Raw genomic sequence first — 23,726 nt, forward strand, 5'->3', positions numbered from 1 at the left:
ACGACTTGATCACGAACGACGGAACACATCGGCAACGGGCTCAAACTCACGCACAACATCCAGCGGGAACATTGGATGGCTGCACTTTTTGTGACCCAATGACTTCACATTCGCGCTGGTCGATCCCGGAGCATCAACGTTAATCAACTTCGCGCACCAGTCCGCAAACATGTGATGTTCGCAGTGCGGAGACTTCACGACCACCAGATTGAACCGCCGAGGATCCTGACCGTTGGCATAGAAATAAGATCGATCAAACAGACTGACGGGCCGGGTTCCGACAACGAGCGTCAGGTTGTCGGCTTCCAGTACGGCAGTGTCTCCGGAATCCCAGGGCCAGCCGAAGGACTCGCTGAAGAACTTCCCATCCGACAAGAGTCGAACTCGCGCGACAATCTCCAGCGGCTGGAAGCGCGCCGAGTCAACCGCCCCCCCAACCTTCGTCTGAATCGTTGCACCAACGCCGGCCTTGAAGGCCTGCTGGACTGCTGCGGGGTCGACAATCGGAGCCAGTACCCGCCCACGGTAACATTGCTTCACAACTTCACGAATGATGGCGTTGCTGTCTCCTGACGCGCCGGAGCTGGTGGCATCTGCGGCATCCATTAGGATCACGGTCCCCTCAGGGATTTCGGCAGCAATTCGAATGCTGTCGGAGAGACTGGTCAGCGGAACCTGCATCTTCTGGTGATGCTTCCAGAAGATCCGGGCGATGTCGGTCGCCTTCTGTTTGGCCCCCTCTTCATCACCATCCATAACCACGATGCAGTTACTTCGCAGTTCAGGAACGTCTGTGAACGGATTACCCCACATGACGCTGGCCCCAAGGCCTCCCTTCGTGGATTCAATCTCCTTTGCCACCTGAATGCACTCACGGATGAGTCCCGCCTCTGTGATCATTTCATCGCCGCGTGCCAGCACGGGAATTTTTACGCGAGCGGTCACAGGCCGTGCTCCCTCGGCCAGAATCTTCATCAGCAGTCTGGCCGCACGGACACCCGTCTCAAAGAAGTCCACATGCGGATAAGTATGAAAGGCCACGACGGCGTCACTCAGTCGTAACATTTTGTCAGTCAGGACGCCGTGGAGATCGAGCGATACGACGAATGGGATCGATTCCCCAAGGATTCCGCGGGCAATCTCCAGCAAGGCCCCTTCCGGATCATCTTCCGAAGCAGCCTGCATCGCTCCGTGCAGCGAGAAATAGGCCGCGTCGACCGGCCCCGAGTCTTTTGCCTGTTGAAGACACTTCGCGAAATCATCACACAATCGCTTGAAGCTTTCCGCCGTCAGAACCCCACCTGACGTATTGGCACTTGCCCCGAATGTGGGTGCCAGTTTCACACTTGAATCTGCGTCGAAAACGCTAAGTGCCCCGCCGACTTCCTCGCGAACTTTGCGATGATGTGACAGCAACTGCTCTCCCCGCACGATGCGGAAATCTTCAAAACAACTGCTGGTGGGATTGAAGGTGGAAACTTCCTGTTTGCATTCGGCAATCACGATTCGAGGCATTTGTCTCTTCACTGTCATCAGGTAGGTGCGGTTCGGACAACGTCAATTGAGCGGAGAACGGACGACTATTTCGTCGGCTTGAAGGACTCAAACACGTCCGCCAGTACCTTGTCTGCAAGTCGTCCCAGTTCGTCAAGGATGATTGGTTCGGCTTCCGGCAGAAGTGGCGACATGTTGGGCTCATAACCACCGTACTGGTGAGACTCGGCGGTGCAGATATATCCCAGACTTCCATTTGCATAACCGATGACAATTGGAATAGCCCGGTCAGCGATCGCTTGTTCAATCTGAAGACCATATTCCACCATGGGCTCGCCCGGCATCGTCAGCAGCAGGAAATCCCCAATTCGCAGCGCCTGCAGCTCACAACGTTGCTTCTCCTGTTTGCCCGGCAGTTCGATGATGCTTGTGGCGCACTTGAGAGGATAAATGGTTTTGCGTTTCGACAGCTCTTCCCGCACCACACTTCGATCTGCAGCACGGACCACGGCGCAGCCAAGGTTCCGCCCCGTCCACTTGATATCGGCTTCGTCGCCACAGCGATACGGCACTCCCGGAAGATTCGGTCTGATGTCTCCGGCACACCCTTGCAAAAACAGGGTTTTGGTTTTCGGACCGTAGATCGTTTCCACAAACGTCTGAGCTTCTCCCGGGAAATCGGCTGTGATCTTGGGGAAACCACCCGGAAACGGTGGAGTCAATTTATCTCCCCAGGTAAACACACACGGATGACAGACCGCGTGCATCAATACCGCCATCGGTTCCAGCGAGCGACCGTCGTCGATCCTCAGGACTTTCACACGATGATCACAGGGGCCTTCAGGATTCAACCGCACGACGGCGCGCCCGTTAATCACTTTCCGTCGGTTAATGTTGAAGTCGATGCGATCTTCGCCATAGCCGATCGTCACCGGTCTCATTTCTTTGGCAGCTGCGGCCCCGGCAGCACCGATCTTCGCCGTGGTCTCTCGATTCCAGGCTGCTTCACGGACCCAGCCTGGCCCTGAATGATTGTGTGAGGCTGCCACCAGCACATTCTCATGAGGCGTTCCTGTCCCATGCGAGATTGCATCCCGCAGCATCTCGACCATCTCTGTCGGTGCGTCAATGAGATCCACCGTGACGATCGCGGCCTGCGTCTGCTCGTTGGCAATTAACAGGATGCCGGCTCGAAGAGGATCTCTCACCCCATTCGTAGGCCGAACGTGCCCCACCACGGGAGTATCTGCAGGCGGCGTGATGTCCACCTTGGCCACCCCCGCTTTGAGATTGGATTCAACGCGGAATTGAAATGCCTCATCTGCGAAAAGGGGGCTGAATGCAAAAAGAAATGAAGCGATCACCGAAAAAGCTCGAATCACTGACGAATTCATCAGGAAATATCCTCACCGCGTAGACAATTTGGGAACAATATCCATTGATGTGACAGAATGCTGTGGATGCCCTTCAGAAGCAACCCATAGAACCCGTCCTGAGCGACACGATTCGTAAATCCACACCGCGTAAATCCACACCGCGGGCAAATCAGCAGATCGTCGTCAGCAGCTAATCTCCGGACTTGTCGAGCCGAGTCCCGCGATGAATAGCTGACTTGCCGAACTTCTCAGCAATCTGGTCGGCGATGCGATCCAGCTGCTGCTGACGCTGGCGATGGGGCTGATCAAAAAGCAACTGCTGAGATTTTTCCGAACCATCAAACCGGCTGACGCCAAACCCCAGCAATCGGATCGGCTGCTGCCGTTGAGGCAGGCGATTCAAGAGAAGTTCCAGCCCCGCTTCCAGTAATTCCCGGGTGATGTTCGTCGGTTCTGTGACGGTTAAAGACCGCGTTACCGTCTGGAAATCGGGAAATCGGACTTTAATCTCGACACTGCGTCCTTTGAGATCGTGACGTCGCATTCGACGGGCCACTTGTTCGACAAGGTCAACGAGCCAGGCCCTGAGAATTGCCGGATCAGAAATATCTTCCGCAAATGTCGTCTCGTTGGAAATTGACTTTGCTTCCCGATCTGGAACAACTTTGCGGCCGTCGATTCCCTGCGCGAGCTGCCAGTAATGCTCCCCTGCGGTCCCAAAAAGTTCCTTCAGCCGATTCAGGGGCATCTGTCTCAACTGGCCAATCGTACGAATCGCCAGCCTGTCAAAGACCTGTCCCGTCACCTTTCCTACTCCCCACAACCGTCCTACCGGCAGTGGGTCGAGAAAGGCCTGCACCGCATCCTCGTCAACCACGACGAAGCCGTCCGGCTTCTTGAGTGCACTGGCAATCTTGGCAACGAACTTCGAATTGGCGACCCCCACCGACGCCGTCAACTTGAGTTCGCTCCAGATCCGATATTTGATTTTGCGGCCGATCTCTGCTGCGGATCCAAACAAGTCTTCACTTCCCGTGACGTCGAGAAAAGCCTCGTCGAGCGACAGGGGCTCAACCAGCGGCGTGAACTGCTCGAAGATCTCGCGAATCTGACGAGAGACTTCCGCGTAGTATTCGATACGTGGCTTAATCACGATGGCATGTGGACACAGGCGTAGGGCCCGGGCCGCGGACATCGCGCTGTGGACACCAAACTCGCGGACCACGTAGTTGGCGGCCGCGACCACTCCCCGCCCTTCCACGGATCCGCCCACGATGACCGGCTTACCGACTAGGGACGGATTGTCCCGTTCTTCGACGGAGGCATAAAAGGCATCCATATCGATATGCAGGATCATCGAATTTCCGATCGCTCAGGTGTGAACCAGAGGATATCGCATCCGCGGAGCTGGGCTTTCCACATGGCAGGCTTTTCCAAAAAAGTTTGGGCGACTTTTAGAATTATGCGAGATTATTTCGAATATTTCGCTACTCTGGCATGTGGTGTCTCGCTGTGTTGCATAGCCAAAGTGACAAGCTCGAAGTCCAGCTTGGTCCGGTTTCTCCCAATGTAACGACTGTGGTGGACGACGGGCGGGCAGTTTGGCTGCGGCTGTATGTTTCGTGAACTGGCGATGGATAGCCCTTGCAGGTGCGAACGATAAATCTGGTCGTCTGACTGGCTGTTCTGGACCTCTCTCTAACGGATTTTTGCTGAAATCCGATTCGATTTACCTCCAGTCAGGTGATTGCGGCGGTATTGGAACATCGTTTCCTCGCGTTTCGTCTTCCTTGACCAATGGATACCGATTGTAACGAGTGCGCCGGTTGTAGGTTTTGCGTAATTGTTTTCGTATGCAAACCTGTGGTCTGGGGTATTTCGCGCTACTGTCGGGTCCTGAATCGTCTCAGATTCGTAGAGACTCCGACGACTGCACGTCCGTCAGTCGCCGCTTTGCTCCCAGGCTGATTTTGACAGGTAAATGATATGGCTGAAATGCTCACGCTCGAGCCCGTTCTTCCGTTAGTCAAAATGTCGGTGGGACCGGAGACGCTTGTCGCCGCCTCTCCCTTGATGCAGTTCGTTTACGAACATGGACATCAGCCGGATTCCTATCTGGCGACAGCTCCGGGACGGGAAACGTTTTGGTCAAGCAACCGAGACGGAGTCGTCTCTTACAAACGCTATGGTCGAAACGTCCTGATTAGCGGCGGGTTGATCGCTGCTCCGGAAGATCGCCCAAAGCTGCTGCGGGAATTTCTCGAATTCACAAATTCCCGCCACTGGCGCGCCAGCTTCTTCTGCATCCCCGAAGAAGATTTACCTGTCTTCCGTGCTCAGGGATACATCGCCAATAAGATTGGCGAAGATGCCGTAATCAACCTCCGAACGGTCACCTTTGCCGGCAAGAGTTTTGAATGGGTCCGTCGGCAAACGAATTACTGCATCCGACACGGCGTCACGGTCGAAGAAATTCGGCCCCAAGAATTGTCTCAGCATGCCTGGACCGAGATCCTGGGGGAACTGGACGAGGTGTGCCGGGACACAATGAAAATGAAGCCCCAGGTCAGTGAGCTGACTTTCTTCGACGGCTCCCTCGGCGCCCACAAGCTCGGATTCCGGCGACTTTTCGTCGCCCGGACGGAACAGGCCGACGGCAGTCGAATCGAAGGGTACGTGGTCTGCAACCCGATGAACGGAGGTGAATCCTGGTCCACCGAAATTTATCGTCACCGCGCCGATTGTGTTCGAGGCACTGTCCCCTACCTGTTCCACCAGATTGCACTGCGGATGCAGACTGAAGGAGTCCAGGAACTCAACCTGTGCATTGCTCTGGCGAGAAACTGTGAGGATCCGATTCCTGGTGACAAGCCGTTCCTACGGAACAGCCTGACCTACTTCCGGAATCACTTCTCTGTCTTGTTTGACCTGGACGGTATCGACCACTTCAAGAGCCGCTTCCGTCCAAACTACTCTAACAGCTATGTTTGCACCGCACCCGGAATCTCTCCCGCAAATATATTCGCGACAATTCGGGCCTGTGGGCTGTTGCGAATCAGTCCCTTGAAAACGATGAACTTGATCTGGAAGCGATTGTGGAAAAAGCGAACTCATGCGAGCGCCGCTGAGTAGCCCGCAATTGCCTGCAATATGTGGCGGAAACAACAGATGAAGCCGACGACATACCAGTGTGAACTCTACGAATCGATCGATGACGTTGATCAAGAGGAATGGCGGGAAATTTGCCGCCAGACCAACAATATCTCACTCGATCCCCGGTTCCTTAAAGCGGTAGAGATCTCTTTCGCGGCCGAGTCGAAAATCTGGTACGCCATTTTCAGGGATGAGAATGGACGTGCCGTCGCTGCCACCTGTTTCTCTCGATTCATGGTCGATGGATCAATGATGGCCCCATCTACCATCCAGAATCTGGCTTCGCGGGTCAGACGGGTCTGGTCGGGGTTCATGAGACTCCCAATCCTGCTGTGCGGTCTGCCAATCAGCATGTGCGATCATCAATTGGCGATTGCCGAAAATGTCGACGACGAGGCGCTGCTCACCGCGCTCGATGCAACGGCAATCAAAATTGCCAGAAAAGCACGTTGCCGACTCATCTCGTTCAAAGAGTTCCCTCCCGCTCTCGCGAAGCGGATGGATCGGCTTTCGCAATTTGGCTTTCTCAAGGCCCGAAGTGTCTATGCGTATCACCTCGAGGGCGAGTACGGGTCCTTCGACAATTACCTGGCCAGCCGGAACAGTTCCACGCGGCAGAATATCAAACGCAGCTTCCGCCGTTTCGACGAAGCGGGTCTGACGTGCGAACAGGTCCTGGGACGCGACGGCATTGAGCACCTCATCACTCCCGAGGTCTATGAACTGTATGTGAGAGTCCTGGAACGAGCTGACGTCAAGTTCGAACGAATCCCCCTATCGTTCTTTCATGAACTCGCACGGCAGATGCCCGATGACTCCCATTACACGATCATTCGCAAAGGTGAAAAAATCGTCGGTTTCGGCTGCGCCGTGGCGGGAATGGGTCAGCACTCGCTGATCGTTATGGGACTGGACGACGCTTCAAATCGTGATACCGACCTGTATTTCAACATCGTCTATCGAGGAATCCAGGACGCGCTCGTACCGGGCGTTCGTGTCATCCACATCGGAGCGGCCGCGGACGAATTCAAACAACGAATCGGTTGCCAGGGAGAATGGCTCTCCATTTACGTGAAAACGGCCAATTCCCTGGGCAATCTGTTCATGCAGCAGATTTTCAAGCTCTGTCTCGATACGCAGGACGCATATAACGCCCCGGCTCCATCATCTCCCCAAAAACCGACCCCCAAACCAGTAAAGACCGCAGCCGACACGAATCGACAAAAGCTGGAACTGGAGTCGCTAACAATCGGGAAGTGATGTCGTCACTGCACCGAAGCGGTAATCTACTACCGATGCCGCTACTGACATCGCTCACGAACCGCCTGCGTCCGCTCCAGTTCCCGCCTCGTACTTGCTGAATAGGCCATTTTTTTGTCGTTGACCGCCGCGACCGTCAACGAAGTCCTCACGCACCCGCCACAGAAGCAGGCGGGAGCGAGAATGGAAAAGGGGATTCCGACGGGCCAATCCCACTTCCCTCCCCCAAGTACTCGCTCACTCGTTGGGACCTGGACAACGGAGTGACTCGCAATCCTTCCACTGCGAGGCCCCCTCATGGCGTGAAATTCAATCTTCTCAACGTTGCAGCCAGTCGCCCCTCACGCCGCTGGTTTTCGTCAACGAGCCGAACAATTGGAACTTGCCCCCATCGCCCTTACCCAATGGTTCCCGCGAAAGAAATCCAAGGACCTCGCGACAGAGCTTCGCTGGCTTGCCCGAATCGTGAGAAACTGTAGACTTCACCGAAACTTGAGCTTAGAAAAGCTGGAGTTTGTGCCGACAGATGAATTCTGGCAAAAATGAGCCGCTCATCCCATCAGCACAAAACCTGAGTTTCGTTCACAATACGTGGAACCTCTGCCAGACCGTGAGGCGATGCCAGCGGACGTCAGACGTTGGAACCAACAAAGAGACAGAACAAAGAATTGCGCCCGTAGCTCAGCTGGATAGAGCAACGGATTTCTAATAGCGAATGGCGGGATGTTCCAAACCCCTGAAAACACTATGTTTCATGGGGTTTGTTCGTTATTTTACCGACCGTGAAATACCATGTAAGACCTCCGTTTTCGGTAGTCTCGGTTGTCGACGACAACCGCTTTCACTCCATGGATGTCGTATGTCTGATGAACATGATCTTGAGCAAGAGTGCAGTGACAGAGACCGTCCTGTACCAAAGCGGCTTTTCAAATATCAGCCAGCGACACTTCAGGCGATTTTGAATCTTGCAGCTGGCAATATCTGGTTTGCGGACCCTTTGACATTCAATGACCCATTCGACTGCGCGGTGGACGGCGTTGTAGAGCAGGTCAAGCAGGCTCTCAAATCCATGGACGCTGCACAGGCAATCGAAATTGCAATTGCAATTGGTTCTGATGCCAAAGTACTAACATCAATCGCACAGCTGCCGAAAGAGAAGATTGTGGAGCACGCCGGGAAAGGGCTCGAACCCGCAATTGCAAGCAGGCTGGAGAACCGTAGGGGAGTGAGTTGTTTCACGGAATCTCTTGATAATCCACTGATGTGGGGTCACTACGCCGAATCCCATCGCGGCTTTTGCCTGGCATTTGACACAAGTTTTGAGCCATTTAACAACCCCAACAAATGTAGGCCCGTTAAGTACCGCGAATCGATGCCTGTTTTTGACCTGCAAGAGATCAGCAGAGGAAACTTTCTCCATGTTACAGAAGCGTTTCTAACAAAAGCCAAATGTTGGACTTACGAAGCTGAGTGGCGGCTGCTTCACAATGAAAAGTGTAAGGTCTTTGGATATGCCAGACATGTCCTCACAGACGTTTATTTGGGTGCACGGATGCCGGAGGACTTGGCAGTGGTCATCGGAAGTATCCTTAGCCGAACCGACACCCGATTACATCGCATGGAATTGGATCCGCAAAAGTTCAAAATCGTGCCGAAAAACCGCTATTTCACCCCAATAGACCACCGAAAATCGTAGCCTTACGGAATGACGGATGGGTCGCTCCGGCTACCGATCCACGAAGCAGACGGAACCGCGACATTGCGGACGCAGGCTCCGTCTGTTCTGGAGATAATTCTGCATTGAGTTGTAAAAGATCACTTGTCAGCGGCCATCCAGCATTCCGCAGAGGGCTCGCATTCCGTTTCAGTCGACGCCGCCAAGTAGGTCCGCAGGTCAACCCTCGTTGATCTGCTCAACGACCCATTCGGCGCCGTCCTCATCTTCTTTCTGAAGCTCGTTCAGTGCGGTGAGGATGAGTTTCAGAACTCGATGGCGTTCCACCTGCTTTGCCAGGGAGGCTTCAACTTCTTCGATCGTGGTCATTTACTGCTCCTCTGATGAACTCAGGCGCCTGAAGCCCGCCGCAGTTCTTCAAAATCGTTTTGAAAACCCGTCAGCCCCTGGGGCTCCCGGGGGGAAATCCCAATTTCTGGGGTTCATCCGCAGACGCGGCACGGACGGGGCTGAATGACCGACACGACAGTGAAGGCCTCGATCGTGAGCGCTCCCTTCGTGATTTCGACCGGAGTTTCACCGAGATCAGCGATGCGGCAAGCTGCTGAGACGGCTTCCCGTTCGCTCAGGAACTTCATCCCTGCCACGAGCCACACGTCGACCGTTTTGGTTGTTGAATTCATCGTGTGACAACTCCTTCAGGGGAAACCCGAGCGAACTGCCGCCTCTTGTGGAAGAAGCTTTTCTTGATGTAGACCGTCACGACTTCGTCCCTGAGTTCAGACAGTTCCGCTGCTCTTCTTGTTGCAGCCACCTGGTCAGCGAATTTTTCGTCATCGACCCAGAAGACTTCACTCTCTGCAGGGGAATCAGAAATCAGGCCCTGGGCGGACGCGGCCGGCCGGGAGGTGCGCTCGAGTATCGGTTGCGTCCGCTGCCATCGTTCCAGGGCAGGAAGGTAATACCGTACCCGGGAACCGATACGTGTCACTGCCGGGCCTGTACCCCGATTGCGTTTGGTGCGTAGCTGACTGATCGTCAGGCCAAGGAACTTTGCCGCTTCGGCCTCTGGAAGAGTGCCCTCGAATAGGCGGTTTTGGGATTCTGGGCTCATCACTTCACCTTCCCTTCCTGGGTTGCGAGTGAGTCATCAGCGCAATCGGCCCGCCGCAAACTGACCGTCCACTGACGAGGAATCCGGGCGAGCCGTAGCCGCGGGCGATTCTCTGTATCTGCAGTCGACTCAGCTTCCGCGTATGTCAGGTTCGCCATCACGCACGGAGGGAAGTCAGCAGGGTTAACGGGTCGATCCTGGGGGAGAATCCCCGACAAGAACAAGACCGTCCCCCGGTTCGTCACAACGGCCCATCGGCGTTGGAGTCTGCTGGTCTCCGATTGGTTATAGACCATTGCGAATTGGGCAGAGAGGCCCATCCCGAGACCGTTGGTGAGTGAGGGAGGCAACGAACGAAGCCCTGACGGTTCCCATTTCACATTGGTGATCGTCACGACCCCACAGGACCTCTGTGCCTTCCATGCTTCCAGGCGCGGTTGCTTCAGTCGCTCCATTGCCTGCGTCACTTCCATCGGAGTAAGAGGGACTCCGTCACCAGGCCCTGCAATTTCGTGACCTTGATCGCGGTCAACCGCCTCGATCTGAAGGGGGGCAGAAAAGTCGGAATGGGCTGCCGGGTGGAAAATGGGCGTTGCGATACTGGACATGGTATGTCCTTTCTTCCATCCCGAGAGGGGGATGAAAATGAAGCCCGGCCCTCAACCACTGACCCTAGAGCGGAAGTGAAGCCGCTCCGCAGTCCTCGCGGTTCCTGCACAGTTGTTGAGGGACGGGCTTTGTTCTTTCACTTAGGTTTAAGGGTTTCACTTTGACTGCCAGGATTGCAGAGTCTGGCAAGGCTCTTTAAGGATCGGCATTCTTGCCATCGAAGTTGCAAATTGTCAAGGTACACGCGACGTTTTCCAGGACCGTCCTGTCACAACCGGAATCTCTCACCCGCACGAGGCTATTCGTAAGATGCTAAGAGACATTTCCCTCTCATGTCCAATTCCCGTGACAATCACGTTCTCAGTCAAGGGTTCGCGTATTCCATTTGATACCAGGGGTGATGGAGACTCAGCAACGAGACACACATGGATCAACTTGCGAGAAGAACCTTCAAGAGTCGATGAATTGCCAGAGGTGAAGCGATATCCGCATTGGAAGCAAATTTTGCTTGCGATAAATACAACAGTGATTCCATTCACGACGGTAGGATGCAATTGCACAGTCAAACAGAATGAGCCCCTGTCCCTTTATCACAATTTCACCGGGGCGCAACTTCCATTTTTGGCCAAGTCATATCTGCAGATCGGACTCGGAAAGACATTAGGATTTGCATGCCACGAAGACTTGTACGTTCTGAGTGGCCAATTAATGGAATTCCTCACTCGAAGAGCCGACTCCCTCGTTCTCCTGCAGGATGGAGGGTTGGATATCGTTCTTGCCTTCGAAGAGATCCTAAAGCAGTTCGATTCGTTGGGCCGGGTGCTGTGTATACGATGCAGAGTCAGAGGCGATGACCAAGATCATGCAATCGAAAGATGGGCTTCGCTGATGTCAGAGGTTGCGACTTTCTTCAGCAGTCTGGAACCTGCGCCAGAAAACTGAAGAGATGCGACAATGCTTGAGCCCACTCTCATTGCGCGGGATTACGCCGTCGCACCAACTCAACAAATTTTGTTGTTCTGGCCTGAGATCCATGACGTCCAGCAGAGCCGGGCCGCCCTGCCACAGCATTCGCCATTCTGAATATTTCAATGGGATTGCTGTCGCATCTGACGTAATGAAAACCACGTCCACAACTCCTATCACGTAATTTGAGGCTATCGAATGGACTTACCTGACAAAAAATGGGTGACCTACTGCCCCCACTGCGGTAACGATGCACCACAGGTTCTCGTGGGCAACTGCTCGAAAGTCGTTCCCAGAGACAGCTCCCACCATTACTTTCTTCTCCAATGTCAAACCTGTTCTGAGGTGCTTCTGTATCGGCAACTTGACTGGCGCCAACTGCACTCGATCGGTGCGATTGAACGATTTGAAACTGATGACTTCCAGCTCGTCTGGCCAAGACTAAGCGTGCTTGACGTCTGTGTGCCATTTTCTGTTCAGAAGATTTACTCAGAGGCTTCACGGATCAAGCTGCATTCACCAAACGGTTTTGCAGGTCTGATCCGGCGAGCCATGGAAGCGATCTGTAATGACAGGAACGCAGAAGGAAGAAATCTTGCTACGAAGCTGAAGAACCTCGCAGACAGAGGGGAAATCCCAACGACACTCTCAGAAATCTCAACGGTACTGAGAAAACTAGGGAACATTGGCGTCCATGAAGGGGAGGAAGATATCCCACAAGAATACGTGGTCGTAATCGATGACTTTTTTCGTGTCATTGTCGAATATGTCTACACCGCGAGGATCAAAGTTGAGGAGTTCAAGCAGCAACTGAATGCAGTCAATATCTCAAACTAGATCTATCAGCGATGCGCGAGGATGCCGCGCGCTCTTAAGATGCTCAGCGGACCTTGAACCTCCTCTTCAACAAAGTCTTCTCGTGCTATTACAAGACGGGGCACTTCAGTTTCTCGACGTGCTTCCAGCGTCGATTGCTGAATATTTCTGAAAGGGTAACACTGATTTGTGATGCTGAATCTGTCACTATTTAGTCCACAAAAACAAAGCGTAGATAATGACACAAGACGAGGAAACAAGCCGGGCAGTTGGTCGAAACGTTATGTCGTACGCCGATCCGCTAGAAACGAGAATGGAAGAGTACCGGAACGTTTTCCCAGACGGATGGGCCGCAATGTTCCTTGAGTCTGCAGGCCAGGCCGTAAAAATCGCTCCGTTGGCATTCAATCTCGTTGTTGACTGGCAATCAGCCGTTTACACCGCCGGGATGCCAATTGCAATTATCGACCATGTCAAGGGTTACCACGATGGGTTTTCGAAATCTGACGAGCCAAACACGGAAATGCTTCAGATTTTAGAGGGCCTGATTGCAAGACTGGCACGAGAGGTTCCAAATCTCAATGGAGACGCGGTACTGAAGCAAGAACTCGTGCAGATGATTATCAAGCTCGGAATCGAACAGCGTCAAATTGTTTCAGAAGTGCGAGTCGAATTTGACGTCGATCAAGCATGGAATCAATATTTGGGCAGTGATGTATACCGACTTGGACTCTGGGGATCTCAGAGAATTTGTTTCATAGCTATGTGGAATGCCTACGAGAATTTCCTGATACGGGTGTTGAAACGTGTCGGCAATCTGCAAAATCTGAGAGCGAACGAGCGGCCCTTTTTCAACTTACTCCAGAAAGAGTTTGAACGAAATATCGACTTGGAGTGCTGGGGATCTGACGATTTGAAGCTCGCAAGAGAAGTTAGAAACTCGCTCTCACATGCTGGCGGGGGACTAATAGATAAACTCGTCCCACTTTTGGAGAAGAGTTGCGTCTTTTCCGTCACGAACGAGCGCGTCAACGTTTATCCAGCCCAAGTCAAGTGGCTCTTGGGGATCTTGCAGACATCTGCAATGACGCTCATTGAACAGACGATCAAACTCCCAAGGTGCCACTGAACATAACTCAAATCTCGATTCTTTTTTCGCTGGCTTTGGCAATTTACCCTGTTTCCCATGTATTCCAGAGTATCCACTCCTTCAGGCAGTTTCGTCCTAGGTTGCCTTCCGTCTCAGTGTCGACATTCACGATGCCATACGAACCTTCGGTAGGAGTCGGAACGCTCTGCGCCGTATATAAAAATGAGATGACTTGGCACCTGCTCGGATCCGCGCAACGGAATCTTTTCGAGTTAACCTGTGGAATGATCGGGCCCACTTTCTGTGGAGACCAGCATTCCAGCAAGGCGTTGCACTCAGAGAAAAATTCAAGACTCTCGTTATTGAAGGAATCCCGCAAATGCCCCTATTCGTTGATATGAACGCCGAATTCCGAACTGAGCCGGTAGTGACTGAGAAGGCGAGGCACTTCGAGATTGTTGCCTACACCGGTGGGAAACTGCATGTCGACGGGTTTGACTATCCGATTGTGGTTGACCTGGAGGGGCTTGAAGCGGAGGGGGCAATCCCGATCGCGATCAAGCACGACTTAAGCGATGATATGATTCTGGGGCAAACCAACCCGGACGAGATTGTGAACGACGGGCAAACCCTGGTATTGGGCGGCGTCATCACTGCTGACCCGGAGCTGAGTCCTTCCGTCAAACGTGTGCTGGAAATGGCTGAGAATGGCCACAGCTGGCAAGCGTCGATCGGTGCGATCTTCGAAGAATCCGACCTGGTCGAGATCCTCCCCGGGGAAAGCATATTCGTCAACGGCCGGGATCAGGAGGGACCGTTCACATTGGCGACGAGATCTGTTCTTCGGGAAACGTCCGTTCTCGCCAATGGTGCCGACAAGAACACTTCATTCTTACTTACGGCAGAAGGAACGATTGACTTCCTAGCCGAATTGACCGGAGACGTAGACACCGCTTCGGATAAACTCGATGCCACCGAGGGGGAGATGCCCGACGAATCGGCTTTTGAGGAATGGTGTTCAACGGAACTGGGGATTGACCCAACCACTCTCAACGAGCGAGCCCGTGAAGTATTCTGGCAACAGTATGCAGTCGCGAAGATGTCTACGGAGCAGGGAATCCAGAGAAACCGGTTAGAAGCCCAAATAACAACGCGAAGGAAAATCCTCGCTGATGAGGAAATCCGCCTGCGAGACATCAAATGGATCTGTAAAAACGACCAAGCTCTGTCCGCAGCAGCGATTGAAGGGGGATGGACTCGCGAGAAGACTGAAAATGAGGTTTTGAACCGCCGTCTGCGTACGAGCAGCGAAGATCGCCAACCCTGAATTCACTCGGTATGGAGTCGTCGGAACTTCCTAGGATTTTCTTGCAGGAAACACGTCTGAAAAACGTTCGGGCACTGACAGTTCCTACGACGATTGAAATTTCCGTCACATTCGCAGCAAGGCATGCAAATCGACGTGTAGGCCCGGTGCTTCATTGGACGCCAGGTTGGTACTCTCGATCCGGTTCGCGCGGCATCGACACCCGTCGCTTGATCCATTCGTCATGGGACCAGCCGGCGCGGATCAACCGGCAAGTCTCGGCAATCTCCGCAGGGGTGGGCACATACTCTGGAATCATCGTGTTCCGCTTCTGGTGAGGTGTGACACCTTTCGCCTGCATCAGATTGTAACTCCTACTTTTGTGCTCGAATTCGGATGTATGCGACATGCAGTCGGACTCCCAAAACCCTTGGTGCAGGTTGCTCCTACGATCGGATTTGGTCGCGGGCAAATGTCGCCGCAAGATTTATGACGCAGCGCTCACTTCAGCAGACCCATTGGGATTTGGCCGTGAGAGTGCCGTAGAAATTGCAGCGAGCCCCTTCGGTGTAATCCTCACCTGGGCGCTCAGACTGTCGGTTCCATCTCGTTTAACGACCGGGGTTACCTTGTGCTCAAGAAAGCCTTGCTTGATTCGGCGTTCGTATCCGATCCAGCGGGAATTAGAGCGGCGGTAGATCCAGTTCTGGCTGCTCAGCCACGTGAAAAGAAAGCTCTGCGTTACACCCAGGGACTTGGCCGCGTCAGTCACGCAGAGAGATCCTTCGCTCATCGTGGCAATTCGGTCAAGTGCAGCGACTTTGGGAGCTTGCTGGCTCAATAGCCGACGCTGATCAATGATTTGATCACAAGTGCTCAAGATGATCGATCGCAGTTGAACCGGATCATTGAGCAGCTGAACCAGGTCAAGCGGTGCAGCCGATCGTGCGAGCCGTTCACACTCGATGAAATAGTCCCGCACGTCACAACCTCGATCGGTTCCCGACATCATGGCCAAGTGCTTGGCAGCATCGATTGTGAGGTGATACTCAACCCGAACCACTCCCCCTTTCGGGGGAGTGACGCTTTCTGTGACAAAGTGGCAATTCTCGATCAATTTTGCACGCTCAATTTGAGCTTTGATCCAGGTCGAAAAGTCCTTGCCGACCTGAAGGAAGGTATAGAGATCACGAGCCGAGACCGTGTCTGACGATCCCCAATTCGCAATCTCGCGCCGCTCGATCTTGATTAGCTTGTCCATAAATACTTCCCTTCCATAGCCCCGAAGATTTCTGCGGGTCCTTCCCAAGCCAACTGGGTCTGATACTGATCACACAGCAGTCGCGGTACTAGTTTTTATTTATTTGCGGTGTAGACTCGGGGGACCATAGGGGGCAATTGCGCCTACGCCGGTGTTTTTCCGTAAATTGCGATCAGGACTTCGGCGCCCGCAAGTTGCTCTCGCGTGCTGCCAGTCAGAGTCGCCGCAATTGCCGCCGATTTGATTTCTTCCAGCTTCGCTGCAGGTATGTCCCAGTCATTACGAATTGCTTGCAGCCACAACCGCAGCTCAGATCTGCTTGCTTTGGATGGTGCTTGGTCACTCATTTTTCGACTCCATGTTCCCGCAAGAGATGCGGCAAAATGATCCACTCGCAGCCGCAAGCGCAGAAGGAAGAAGCCCCCGGCCAATCGACGGGGGGCTGCTTCATGTTCAACGGACTTCAAGCAATCGATTCAGGAATAAGCCGCATTGCGCTCGCTTGGCTCTGCTCAGCCTGCAGTTCTGCCATCTCTGCAGAGATGTCTTTTTTTTGTTGCCGAAAGTTGGCAAGCTCAGAGTTGACTATGGCGATGGGAGATGAGTTATCCCGTTTTTGACCAAACTCATCAGTTTTCCCGTGTCTGCTTTCAAGACGTTCCAAATCTCCCTCTCGTTTTCTCAATTCTTCCCCGATCCGTTCCAATCGTTGGTTCAGCTCGGAAACGCGAGGCCCGCATCGATCAATAACCTGTTGGATAGCCGGATCCGTCGCAGATTTGCTGAGTTCAATTCGAGCTTGATCCCCTTGCCCTGCCACCAGACGCAGCTGACTCGATCTCTCATTTATCTCATTGATTGCGAGATTGAACTTTGCTTCAGCGGCTTGGAACTCTGCTAAGTGTGGGGCCTTCTCAGACTCGATGGAGTTGAGCTTCAACCTGGCTTCGGCACCCTTTCGGGCAATTTCGCTCCACTCTCGCCGTTTAGCGAGGAGTGCGACCGACTCCCGCAGATCCTCAATCGTTTTACCGAGCCGCTGAAGTGCCTCGATCACCTCATCCTCGGGAGGCTCATTCCCGTCGCAAATGTCAATCACCAACTGCCGCCAGGTCATAGTCTTCTTTTCAGAGGCCAAGCGGCTCTTGGTGACCAGTCTTTCAAAAAAGCCAAGCATGTGTTCCCTTTCCGGAAACGGGGGTGTATGGGTTCACGTCGACGCTACAGCAGCGAGATCGGTAGCCCACATTTTCAAAAAGTCTTTTGGACAGCGAGACGAGAGAATCTGCCGGATCGGTTCGTCCCGCCGGGAATCGATTTCGTCCTGCAAGGCTGCCAGATACGTTGCGATCGGTGTGCGGTACCCGTATCCCTTCCAGTCCCCAAGATAGGACAACGGGATTTCCCAGCCTCGGCAGTACATGCGTTCCTGCAAGTGAAGAATGGCCCGCAGAAACTGAAGGCCATGAGTAGCCCAGGCCGGCTTACCTGAGTATGCAGGCCACTTATCTGGATGCAGTCGCAACGTCTCAGACAGGCTGATGCCAGTCTGAACTTTGGTTTCAGGTGGACTGTCTGGATTGCGAAGCATCGAAGGCGAGCTTAATAGATGGGCCATCTCGTGAATCGCACGGCACGTTAGAACCACGTGCCTGTAATCACTCCGGTCGGCAGCCAGCAGGACGGTCGGCCCAATCCCGTTTCGGCGGTATTCCGGGATACAATGCCAGAGCATCCAACCGAGTTCCGGACAGCTCAATCCCCCGATGTCGGGATGAACCTCGTATTCGGTTTCGTCGAGCAGGACGATATACGCGGTTGCAGCCCCTTCAGCGGCGAGATCCGATTGAAGGATTCTCGAAAGGTGGTATTCGAGCCGATCGCAGAGGTCCCTTGATGCCGACAGCAGCCAGGGCCGTTTCAGTCCATTCGATCTAACGGTCTTCGACATTGTCGATCTTTCAGTAAGGTGGTTCGAAGTATTCAAGCCTCGGTGAATCGCTGAGTCAGCAGCGACAAGCGGAACTGCCTGCAGCATCGTCAAGAACAACGATCCCGGCCGCAGAGGCCTCACTCGTCACGATTGACGAGGCTCGAGACATTCGGAGACCCAATCGATTTGATGAAGTGCGCTCGAGGTTCATCGGTTGGCCGTCTCCCACGGATCGGAAGGGAAGTCACTGTCAGGGACCCACTCTTCGAGGCGCTGACGAGCGGCATTGATTCGAAGTTGGATGATCGGAGTAGCAATTCCCCGGCTACGATTCTTCACCTGGTAGATGCGGTATTCGTCAGGACGCTCGTAGTCCGACTGAATCATCACAGGCCAGTAAGGGAACAAGATCACGTCCGCATCCTGTTCGAGTTGCCCGCTTCCCTGCAGATCGCTCATCGTCGGCGTGGCGTCTGCCCGGGAGGTGATTTGACGGTTCAGCTGCGCGAGCAACAGCACGATGATGTCATGCTTTCTCGCAAGTGATTTTGAGCGAATCGAAACCTCAGTGATTTGTTCGTAACGGGTCTTTGCATCCGCCACTTTGATCAACTGGGCGTAGTCGATGGCCACGATCTTCGTTGCGTACTTCTGGACACTCTCAGCCACAGCACGCTCTACAGCATCCATCGTCCCGCAGAACTCGGAAACCGCGATGGGAGCCCGGTGGCGATAGTGCTCGCTGACTTCCCACCGTAGCCGATTGAGGTCTGTTCCCCACTCTGATTTCGGTGTCGTCATGATCCCCTGCAGCGCCCTCTGCGCGAGCATGTCGCGGCTCATTTCTTCAGAAACGATCAGCCCGGGGAAACCGTGACTCGCGGCCGCGTCGATCCAATTGCAAGCCACCATGGATTTCCCATGGGAGGGACGGCCCCCAATGACGACCATTTCTCCCGCGGCCACCCCGCCAATGGCCCTGTCGATGGCGGGGATCCCGATATGAAACGTTTCTCCCGTCCCGGTCTCGAGACGGTCGCAATACTCCGCCACGGCGTCTGGCATCAGAACCGTTCTTCGCCGTCGCTCCTTCGGAAAGGGTGTGGAGAGTGTCGCGATTCTGGACCGGATCCCATCGAGATCCGTTTCGAATAACGCGAGTCTCTTCAATTCGTCCAGGTCCGAAATCAGCTTCTGATAGGCTGCCCGGGCAACGACAATCCGGGACCATTCTTCAGCATGGTCTTCAACATAACCCTGAGCTTCTTCGAGCAGACCGAAAAGATAGATCGCTCCGTCAGGTAGCTCTGAGAGCATCCCCAGCTGTGACACTCTTTCGAGGACAGTGACCGCATCAACAGGGATGTCTTCCGAATGAAGCTCCTCCATCGCCTTCCAGATGGCGCGGTGAGCGGGATGAACCAGCTGGGTTCCGTCGAATTCTCCAACTCGAACGATGTAGCGGGAGTGATTCAGCAACAGTGTTGCGATCAACCATTTCTCTGCCTGATCAGCTTTGACTCGCCCAGCGTAGGACGCCGGTTCAGCTTGTTGTGTCGTCATCGAATGATGTGTCCAAGTGAGTTAACTTTTGTCTCGTGGATCTTTGGAACGCGGGGGACCTTCAGTGTCCGGTCTGAATAACGCATGGCTGGACCGTCGCGCTGACGGTCGCGACTCGACCAATTGCGGAATGCGGCTTTCCAGTCCCGCATGGGATTCTTGCCAACCTTCCAGCCGTTCGACTCGTAAAAGTCCACGAACGACTGGGCATCGACTTCGGAACCGATCTGGCGGCAGTAGTCCTGAATTTCGGCCACGGTCGGCTTTTGGAACCGCGTGGCTTTCGGACTTGGTGCAGGTTCGGTTTGTTGGTTTATCTCACCAGGTGACGAACAGACCGCTTGCGGTCCCCTATATGTATTATCCATTCCATTAGACTCCATTCCGTCGCGAGGCGTCGTCGATTGCTCGACGAGCCCTCGACGAACGCTCGTCGAATTCGGAGCGTCAGGACGTGGATATTTGATGGTGGGGCGATCTACCTTTTGATGACGATCCCAGCCTGAAACATGCCAGTATCGCTCGTTTCCAGCTTCGAATTCCTCAAGCAGTCCGTTGGATATGAGTTCCCGGACCATGCCCTGAATCTCATCGTCGGTCACGGTATCGCCTGGGAAAACCTCCATCTTGAGACGCTTGACGCTCGCGGGGTGGACTCCCCCATCGTCGCAGAAGCACCACAAGCCGACGAACAGTAGTCGAGCACTCGTCGAGCACTCGACGATTTGTTCCGAAGTGAAGAATTCTGGCTTGATCGTGCGAATGCGTGCCATGTTGATTAGCCCCTCCGAAGGCCAAGAATTACGGGATGTGTTGAGAGAATTCTTCCGATTTGCATGGGTCCCCTTGAGAAGTGGGCTTCGTCGTCGCGATGCAGAATGTTCCCCTGATCGTCGATCCCGAGCCTTTTGCGGTGAAAAGCCATCGCTGCGCGCAGCATCCCCCTGACATCGTGGGGAACGGCACTTGAATCGCCCTGGGCCTGAATTAGAGCGCGAGCAGGTGAGGGAACGGGGGAGACTGGACGTGGTCGCGATATTCCCCGAAGCGTTCGGGTTGATTGTTTGACATCCATCGGCATAATGACGCGTGTCCTTTCAAAAGTGTGGTTTTTGACTGGGCGTGCCACGGGTTGCAGCCCGTGGTTTTTCGTTTAACGTGATTCGCGGCTCATTTCTTCCGAGATGATCAGGCCGGGGAACCCATGGCTCGCGGAAGCGTCAATCCAGTTGCAGGCAACCATGGACTTGCCGTGCGACGGTCGCCCGCCGATGACGATCATTTCCCCCATGGCAACCTCGCCGATCGCTCCGGGGGCTGGACCTGCAGCAAGTGAGGCACAGGCCGCCATCAACAAGGCGTCCGAATTGCGCGGGGAGTTCTGTGGCGAAGTGAAGTCGCAGAGGGGTCGTTGTGATGCGAGTGACATCAAATGAAACTCCGTTAGTGAATTGCGGAACTGGAATCTGATCTCAATCGACGGTTCCGCTTCCGTCCTGGGCCACCAAAAACTCTTGACCGGACGTTCGCCAGGTGACGGCGTAGAGCTTTTATTCAGAACCACGCCCGCTTAGCAGCGGACGGCTTTTTGAGAAGCTTGCGTTTGGTGGATCCGGCATTCGGTGACTGAATCGAGAGTCGAGAGAGCTCGAATGCCTCAAGGTCCTCTGGGCGAATTCGCCAACTCGGTCGACGGGCATTTCTATCGCGAGTTACGTTGATTGCCTTAAGCTCTTTGTTCGCGATGAACCTGGAAACAGCATCTCTGTCGACGCCGAGACGCGCTGCTACCTCGTCAATGGTGAGTACTGGCGTCAGCATGTCCCCACCTCCTTCGTTGAGGAGCGGGCAATGTCAAATGCCTCTAAATCTGCCGGGTTCACCTTCCATCGTGGCAGGCGACCATTCTGGGCAGCGTAATTCACTGCTCTAAGTTCACCTGAATGAATCCAAGCCAAGACCTTGGAGACGTTTACCCCACGGCTTTTTGCGATAGCGCTCGGTGAAAGATAAACAGCTAACGCAGGTTGGCGAATCGCGGTTGCCATAACCAAAACTCCGAATGTGACCAAACCGAACTGGTCGCCATTCTTTATTTCTTGGCTTGGCGTAGCCACGGCCTATTTTTGGCGTGACTACGGATGGTTTCTGCCGCGACTGCGTCAAACCCACTTAGAGCCCTTGGTTTTGTGGGTGTCGATCCTCTTTTGGATCTCTTCCGGCATGGATCTGATGATGCGATCTGGTCGGTTGTCCCCCGGAACCAGATTGTCGTAATCACCTTTTGTCATGCGCTCCGACGAATTGATCAAGCAATCCAGATATTCGGCCTGCTCGGGTGTCAGGGGGATGGGAACCTTGTCGAGCACAATATGAGGCCGATCACCCTTCACGACTGTCGGTCGAGGAGATTCTTTCCGTCGATCTGGCTCATTGTCTCCAGCCCTTTTTTCGCCTTCATATACTCCGATCTCAGTCGGAACTACATCACCATCACTCGTATCACGATTACCAAAACGAACTCCGCCCTCAGATTCAATCAATCGGAAAAATTCGGGTTTTCGTTCGGAACTGATGGCCAACCAATCGCAAGAAATAGTGCCGCGGCTGGTCAGGTGATCGCTGTCAATAGTTGCGATCGTAGATTTCACACCCCTATTCCATCCGTCACGCGGGCCCGCTACGGCAATGCGATCAAGTAACGTAATTCTTTCTACGTCGATGTTTGCGGATAAGCGAGTCCATTCAGAGTAGTTCGCTAAGCATGTGAGATTGTCAACGCGTTTTGATAATGACTCGAAATTGTCATTGATGTACTCAAGAATTCCGTTCGGCCAGTTGGGGAAGTCTCTCGGCTTATCCGGAAACACTATGTTCCAACAAACGTGCAAGAGTGCTGCTCCGCATGCATTTGCGGTGGTCTGTATAATCTCAAGTTCAGGGTTGTCTGCCCACGGTTTGACGACCACAGGAGTGTGTTGCAATCCATTGAGTTTCACGATCTCGTCTGACCACGGCTGAAGCCATCCATCGGCCAAATCTATCAAATATGCGTTGGCGCCGGCCGTTGGGCCAAAACATATCAGATAGCTCATAACACGACGCTTCCAGACACCTTCAAAAACAAGTCGGAAGAATTGGGCATTATGTCTTGAGATATACTCAAAATTATCGAGCGATGCTTCACTCACTTGCCACCCGTTTCGTTGGTGACGTTTCAGAAATACAAAGCGAGGCGCAGGGACTGAAACAGGTCCTCTTCCCCTGCCGGGTAGCGCCTCGCTTGTTCGATCATACGGCTATTGAGTAATGTTCACGGACGTCGACCACACCCAACGTCGCACGTGATTCGCGACTGCTTTCAAACGCTCGTCATCGATTCGCTGTCGATAGACTGCCGCCATGTCATCTGAGTCAGGAGCGTGTCCCATGATTGAATCTACAGCAATTTGATCCCGCGAGTCTCCTCCGACAGTTTCGAACGTACGACGCAGGCTGTAGAAGTTTCGGCGATTCCCGCCCAAATCCAACTTGACCAAGAGTTTGGAAAATGCCCCTCCAACTGCATCGCATACGGCCCCACTCTCACCCAAACGAACGAATGGAGCGCCGTACTTTGTGATGAACACCAAATCAGAGCACTCAGGGCTCTTTGGATCCGGTCGCTGAATAAACCACTCGCGAAGCGCGGCCACAGTCTCCGGCCATAAAAAACATCGTCGTTCAATGTGGGTTTTGGGTCTGGGATACTTTAACCAACATGTTTCCAAGTTAAGAGCCGATCGGGGAAGCGTCGAACAATCCGTTTGACCGAATCCGCAGTTGATCCCCAGAAGAATCATAGATTTCAATGGTTGCTTTGCAGCGTCGATAACTCTTTTCAGTTCCGCTGCTTCGAACATCTTCGGCGGTAGCTTGTTCCTCTCGGCCCGCAATGACGCCCTGTCTGGAAGGTCAAAGTTTTGACCGAATTTCAGAGGTGCCTCGATAAGATCCTGGTCGGACGCAAACTTGAAAAGAATGCGAGCCAGGCGAATTCGATTGGCGAGGGTGACTTTCCCAACTTGCCCCTTGGCTCCCATGGCAAGTTTCGCTCGCACCTGGTCGAAG

23 protein-coding genes are annotated in these 23,726 nt (G+C 53.8%); 6 read left to right on the forward strand and 17 right to left on the reverse strand.

Going from position 1 to position 23,726, the window contains the following annotated elements:
- Nucleotides 1-9: 9 nt before the first annotated feature.
- The 3 genes from ACGY09_RS02700 to dinB all read right to left on the reverse strand — a co-directional run bounded on the left by ACGY09_RS02700 (nucleotide 10) and on the right by dinB (nucleotide 4,227).
- Nucleotides 10-1,515 (reverse strand): M81 family metallopeptidase, encoded by a 1,506-nt coding sequence (locus ACGY09_RS02700; protein WP_397570377.1) that lies wholly within the window; start codon nucleotides 1,513-1,515, stop codon nucleotides 10-12.
- 65 nt (nucleotides 1,516-1,580) lie between these two features.
- Nucleotides 1,581-2,888, reverse strand: a complete 1,308-nt coding sequence (locus tag ACGY09_RS02705) for a hypothetical protein (RefSeq protein ID WP_397570378.1) — start codon at nucleotides 2,886-2,888, stop codon at nucleotides 1,581-1,583.
- 172 nt (nucleotides 2,889-3,060) lie between these two features.
- On the reverse strand, nucleotides 3,061-4,227 hold the full coding sequence (gene dinB, locus ACGY09_RS02710) for a DNA polymerase IV (protein WP_397570379.1): 1,167 nt from the start codon (nucleotides 4,225-4,227) through the stop codon (nucleotides 3,061-3,063).
- 629 nt (nucleotides 4,228-4,856) lie between these two features.
- Between dinB and ACGY09_RS02715 the strand changes: the two genes are divergently transcribed.
- From ACGY09_RS02715 to ACGY09_RS02725, 3 genes are all read left to right on the forward strand, one after another.
- Nucleotides 4,857-6,002, forward strand: coding sequence for a bifunctional lysylphosphatidylglycerol flippase/synthetase MprF (locus tag ACGY09_RS02715; protein WP_373651627.1), 1,146 nt, complete (start codon nucleotides 4,857-4,859; stop codon nucleotides 6,000-6,002).
- A gap of 36 nt (nucleotides 6,003-6,038) precedes the next feature.
- The gene (locus ACGY09_RS02720) at nucleotides 6,039-7,283 is read left to right on the forward strand and encodes a GNAT family N-acetyltransferase (protein WP_397570380.1); all 1,245 of its coding nucleotides are present in this window, start codon (nucleotides 6,039-6,041) and stop codon (nucleotides 7,281-7,283) included.
- A gap of 859 nt (nucleotides 7,284-8,142) precedes the next feature.
- The gene (locus tag ACGY09_RS02725) at nucleotides 8,143-8,979 is read left to right on the forward strand and encodes a DUF2971 domain-containing protein (RefSeq protein ID WP_397570381.1); all 837 of its coding nucleotides are present in this window, start codon (nucleotides 8,143-8,145) and stop codon (nucleotides 8,977-8,979) included.
- A gap of 198 nt (nucleotides 8,980-9,177) precedes the next feature.
- Here ACGY09_RS02725 and ACGY09_RS02730 read toward each other — a convergent pair whose 3' ends face one another.
- The 4 genes from ACGY09_RS02730 to ACGY09_RS02745 form a co-directional block, all read right to left on the reverse strand.
- Entirely contained in the window at nucleotides 9,178-9,327 is a 150-nt protein-coding gene (locus ACGY09_RS02730; RefSeq protein ID WP_397570382.1) for a hypothetical protein, read from the reverse strand.
- A gap of 113 nt (nucleotides 9,328-9,440) precedes the next feature.
- Nucleotides 9,441-9,641 (reverse strand): hypothetical protein, encoded by a 201-nt coding sequence (locus ACGY09_RS02735; RefSeq protein WP_397570383.1) that lies wholly within the window; start codon nucleotides 9,639-9,641, stop codon nucleotides 9,441-9,443.
- Complete coding sequence (locus ACGY09_RS02740) at nucleotides 9,638-10,072, reverse strand: helix-turn-helix transcriptional regulator (protein ID WP_397570384.1); 435 nt, start codon at nucleotides 10,070-10,072, stop codon at nucleotides 9,638-9,640. The genes ACGY09_RS02735 and ACGY09_RS02740 overlap by 4 nt, the downstream gene beginning before the upstream one ends.
- A complete protein-coding gene (locus ACGY09_RS02745) occupies nucleotides 10,072-10,680 on the reverse strand; it encodes a hypothetical protein (protein ID WP_397570385.1) in 609 nt (202 codons plus the stop codon). Before ACGY09_RS02745 ends, ACGY09_RS02740 begins: the two co-directional genes overlap by 1 nt.
- A gap of 1,165 nt (nucleotides 10,681-11,845) precedes the next feature.
- Between ACGY09_RS02745 and ACGY09_RS02750 the strand changes: the two genes are divergently transcribed.
- The 3 genes from ACGY09_RS02750 to ACGY09_RS02760 all read left to right on the forward strand — a co-directional run bounded on the left by ACGY09_RS02750 (nucleotide 11,846) and on the right by ACGY09_RS02760 (nucleotide 14,880).
- Nucleotides 11,846-12,484: a DUF4145 domain-containing protein gene (locus ACGY09_RS02750; protein ID WP_397570386.1), complete on the forward strand. Its 639-nt coding sequence runs from the start codon at nucleotides 11,846-11,848 to the stop codon at nucleotides 12,482-12,484.
- Between the two features lie 217 nt (nucleotides 12,485-12,701).
- A complete protein-coding gene (locus ACGY09_RS02755; RefSeq protein ID WP_397570387.1) occupies nucleotides 12,702-13,592 on the forward strand; it encodes a hypothetical protein in 891 nt (296 codons plus the stop codon).
- A 340-nt stretch (nucleotides 13,593-13,932) separates the two neighbouring features.
- A complete protein-coding gene (locus ACGY09_RS02760) occupies nucleotides 13,933-14,880 on the forward strand; it encodes a hypothetical protein (protein WP_397570388.1) in 948 nt (315 codons plus the stop codon).
- Nucleotides 14,881-15,031: 151 nt separating this feature from the next.
- Here ACGY09_RS02760 and ACGY09_RS02765 read toward each other — a convergent pair whose 3' ends face one another.
- From ACGY09_RS02765 to ACGY09_RS02810, 10 genes are all read right to left on the reverse strand, one after another.
- Nucleotides 15,032-15,268 carry a hypothetical protein gene (locus ACGY09_RS02765; RefSeq protein ID WP_397570389.1) on the reverse strand — a complete coding sequence of 79 codons (237 nt, stop codon included), beginning with the start codon at nucleotides 15,266-15,268 and terminating at the stop codon, nucleotides 15,032-15,034.
- Nucleotides 15,269-15,346: 78 nt separating this feature from the next.
- Entirely contained in the window at nucleotides 15,347-16,120 is a 774-nt protein-coding gene (locus ACGY09_RS02770; protein ID WP_397570390.1) for a phage antirepressor KilAC domain-containing protein, read from the reverse strand.
- Between the two features lie 143 nt (nucleotides 16,121-16,263).
- Nucleotides 16,264-16,467 (reverse strand): hypothetical protein, encoded by a 204-nt coding sequence (locus tag ACGY09_RS02775; protein ID WP_397570391.1) that lies wholly within the window; start codon nucleotides 16,465-16,467, stop codon nucleotides 16,264-16,266.
- Nucleotides 16,468-16,583: 116 nt separating this feature from the next.
- Nucleotides 16,584-17,297, reverse strand: a complete 714-nt coding sequence (locus ACGY09_RS02780; RefSeq protein WP_397570392.1) for a hypothetical protein — start codon at nucleotides 17,295-17,297, stop codon at nucleotides 16,584-16,586.
- A gap of 33 nt (nucleotides 17,298-17,330) precedes the next feature.
- A complete protein-coding gene (locus ACGY09_RS02785; RefSeq protein ID WP_397570393.1) occupies nucleotides 17,331-18,071 on the reverse strand; it encodes a hypothetical protein in 741 nt (246 codons plus the stop codon).
- A gap of 189 nt (nucleotides 18,072-18,260) precedes the next feature.
- Nucleotides 18,261-19,616 (reverse strand): replicative DNA helicase, encoded by a 1,356-nt coding sequence (locus ACGY09_RS02790; protein WP_397570394.1) that lies wholly within the window; start codon nucleotides 19,614-19,616, stop codon nucleotides 18,261-18,263.
- A complete protein-coding gene (locus ACGY09_RS02795; protein WP_397570395.1) occupies nucleotides 19,613-20,389 on the reverse strand; it encodes a hypothetical protein in 777 nt (258 codons plus the stop codon). Before ACGY09_RS02795 ends, ACGY09_RS02790 begins: the two co-directional genes overlap by 4 nt.
- 380 nt (nucleotides 20,390-20,769) lie before the next feature.
- Complete coding sequence (locus ACGY09_RS02800; protein ID WP_397570396.1) at nucleotides 20,770-21,045, reverse strand: hypothetical protein; 276 nt, start codon at nucleotides 21,043-21,045, stop codon at nucleotides 20,770-20,772.
- A gap of 125 nt (nucleotides 21,046-21,170) precedes the next feature.
- A complete protein-coding gene (locus tag ACGY09_RS02805) occupies nucleotides 21,171-21,437 on the reverse strand; it encodes a helix-turn-helix domain-containing protein (protein WP_397570397.1) in 267 nt (88 codons plus the stop codon).
- A 341-nt stretch (nucleotides 21,438-21,778) separates the two neighbouring features.
- Entirely contained in the window at nucleotides 21,779-22,807 is a 1,029-nt protein-coding gene (locus ACGY09_RS02810) for a hypothetical protein (RefSeq protein WP_397570398.1), read from the reverse strand.
- Nucleotides 22,808-23,726 lie beyond the last annotated feature (919 nt).

It is taken from the genome of Schlesneria sphaerica (genome assembly GCF_044336245.1).
Classification (GTDB): Bacteria; Planctomycetota; Planctomycetia; order Planctomycetales; family Planctomycetaceae; genus Schlesneria; species Schlesneria sphaerica.

Coding starts and splice junctions, on each gene's coding strand:
- ACGY09_RS02700 (WP_397570377.1), bottom strand. CDS start 1,515: ATGCCTCGAATCGTGATTGCCGAATGCAAACAGGAAGTTTCCACCTTC.
- ACGY09_RS02705 (WP_397570378.1), bottom strand. CDS start 2,888: ATGAATTCGTCAGTGATTCGAGCTTTTTCGGTGATCGCTTCATTTCTT.
- dinB (WP_397570379.1), bottom strand. CDS start 4,227: ATGATCCTGCATATCGATATGGATGCCTTTTATGCCTCCGTCGAAGAA.
- ACGY09_RS02715 (WP_373651627.1), top strand. CDS start 4,857: ATGGCTGAAATGCTCACGCTCGAGCCCGTTCTTCCGTTAGTCAAAATG.
- ACGY09_RS02720 (WP_397570380.1), top strand. CDS start 6,039: ATGAAGCCGACGACATACCAGTGTGAACTCTACGAATCGATCGATGAC.
- ACGY09_RS02725 (WP_397570381.1), top strand. CDS start 8,143: ATGTCTGATGAACATGATCTTGAGCAAGAGTGCAGTGACAGAGACCGT.
- ACGY09_RS02730 (WP_397570382.1), bottom strand. CDS start 9,327: ATGACCACGATCGAAGAAGTTGAAGCCTCCCTGGCAAAGCAGGTGGAA.
- ACGY09_RS02735 (WP_397570383.1), bottom strand. CDS start 9,641: ATGAATTCAACAACCAAAACGGTCGACGTGTGGCTCGTGGCAGGGATG.
- ACGY09_RS02740 (WP_397570384.1), bottom strand. CDS start 10,072: ATGAGCCCAGAATCCCAAAACCGCCTATTCGAGGGCACTCTTCCAGAG.
- ACGY09_RS02745 (WP_397570385.1), bottom strand. CDS start 10,680: ATGTCCAGTATCGCAACGCCCATTTTCCACCCGGCAGCCCATTCCGAC.
- ACGY09_RS02750 (WP_397570386.1), top strand. CDS start 11,846: ATGGACTTACCTGACAAAAAATGGGTGACCTACTGCCCCCACTGCGGT.
- ACGY09_RS02755 (WP_397570387.1), top strand. CDS start 12,702: ATGACACAAGACGAGGAAACAAGCCGGGCAGTTGGTCGAAACGTTATG.
- ACGY09_RS02760 (WP_397570388.1), top strand. CDS start 13,933: ATGCCCCTATTCGTTGATATGAACGCCGAATTCCGAACTGAGCCGGTA.
- ACGY09_RS02765 (WP_397570389.1), bottom strand. CDS start 15,268: ATGTCGCATACATCCGAATTCGAGCACAAAAGTAGGAGTTACAATCTG.
- ACGY09_RS02770 (WP_397570390.1), bottom strand. CDS start 16,120: ATGGACAAGCTAATCAAGATCGAGCGGCGCGAGATTGCGAATTGGGGA.
- ACGY09_RS02775 (WP_397570391.1), bottom strand. CDS start 16,467: ATGAGTGACCAAGCACCATCCAAAGCAAGCAGATCTGAGCTGCGGTTG.
- ACGY09_RS02780 (WP_397570392.1), bottom strand. CDS start 17,297: ATGCTTGGCTTTTTTGAAAGACTGGTCACCAAGAGCCGCTTGGCCTCT.
- ACGY09_RS02785 (WP_397570393.1), bottom strand. CDS start 18,071: ATGTCGAAGACCGTTAGATCGAATGGACTGAAACGGCCCTGGCTGCTG.
- ACGY09_RS02790 (WP_397570394.1), bottom strand. CDS start 19,616: ATGACGACACAACAAGCTGAACCGGCGTCCTACGCTGGGCGAGTCAAA.
- ACGY09_RS02795 (WP_397570395.1), bottom strand. CDS start 20,389: ATGGCACGCATTCGCACGATCAAGCCAGAATTCTTCACTTCGGAACAA.
- ACGY09_RS02800 (WP_397570396.1), bottom strand. CDS start 21,045: ATGTCACTCGCATCACAACGACCCCTCTGCGACTTCACTTCGCCACAG.
- ACGY09_RS02805 (WP_397570397.1), bottom strand. CDS start 21,437: ATGCTGACGCCAGTACTCACCATTGACGAGGTAGCAGCGCGTCTCGGC.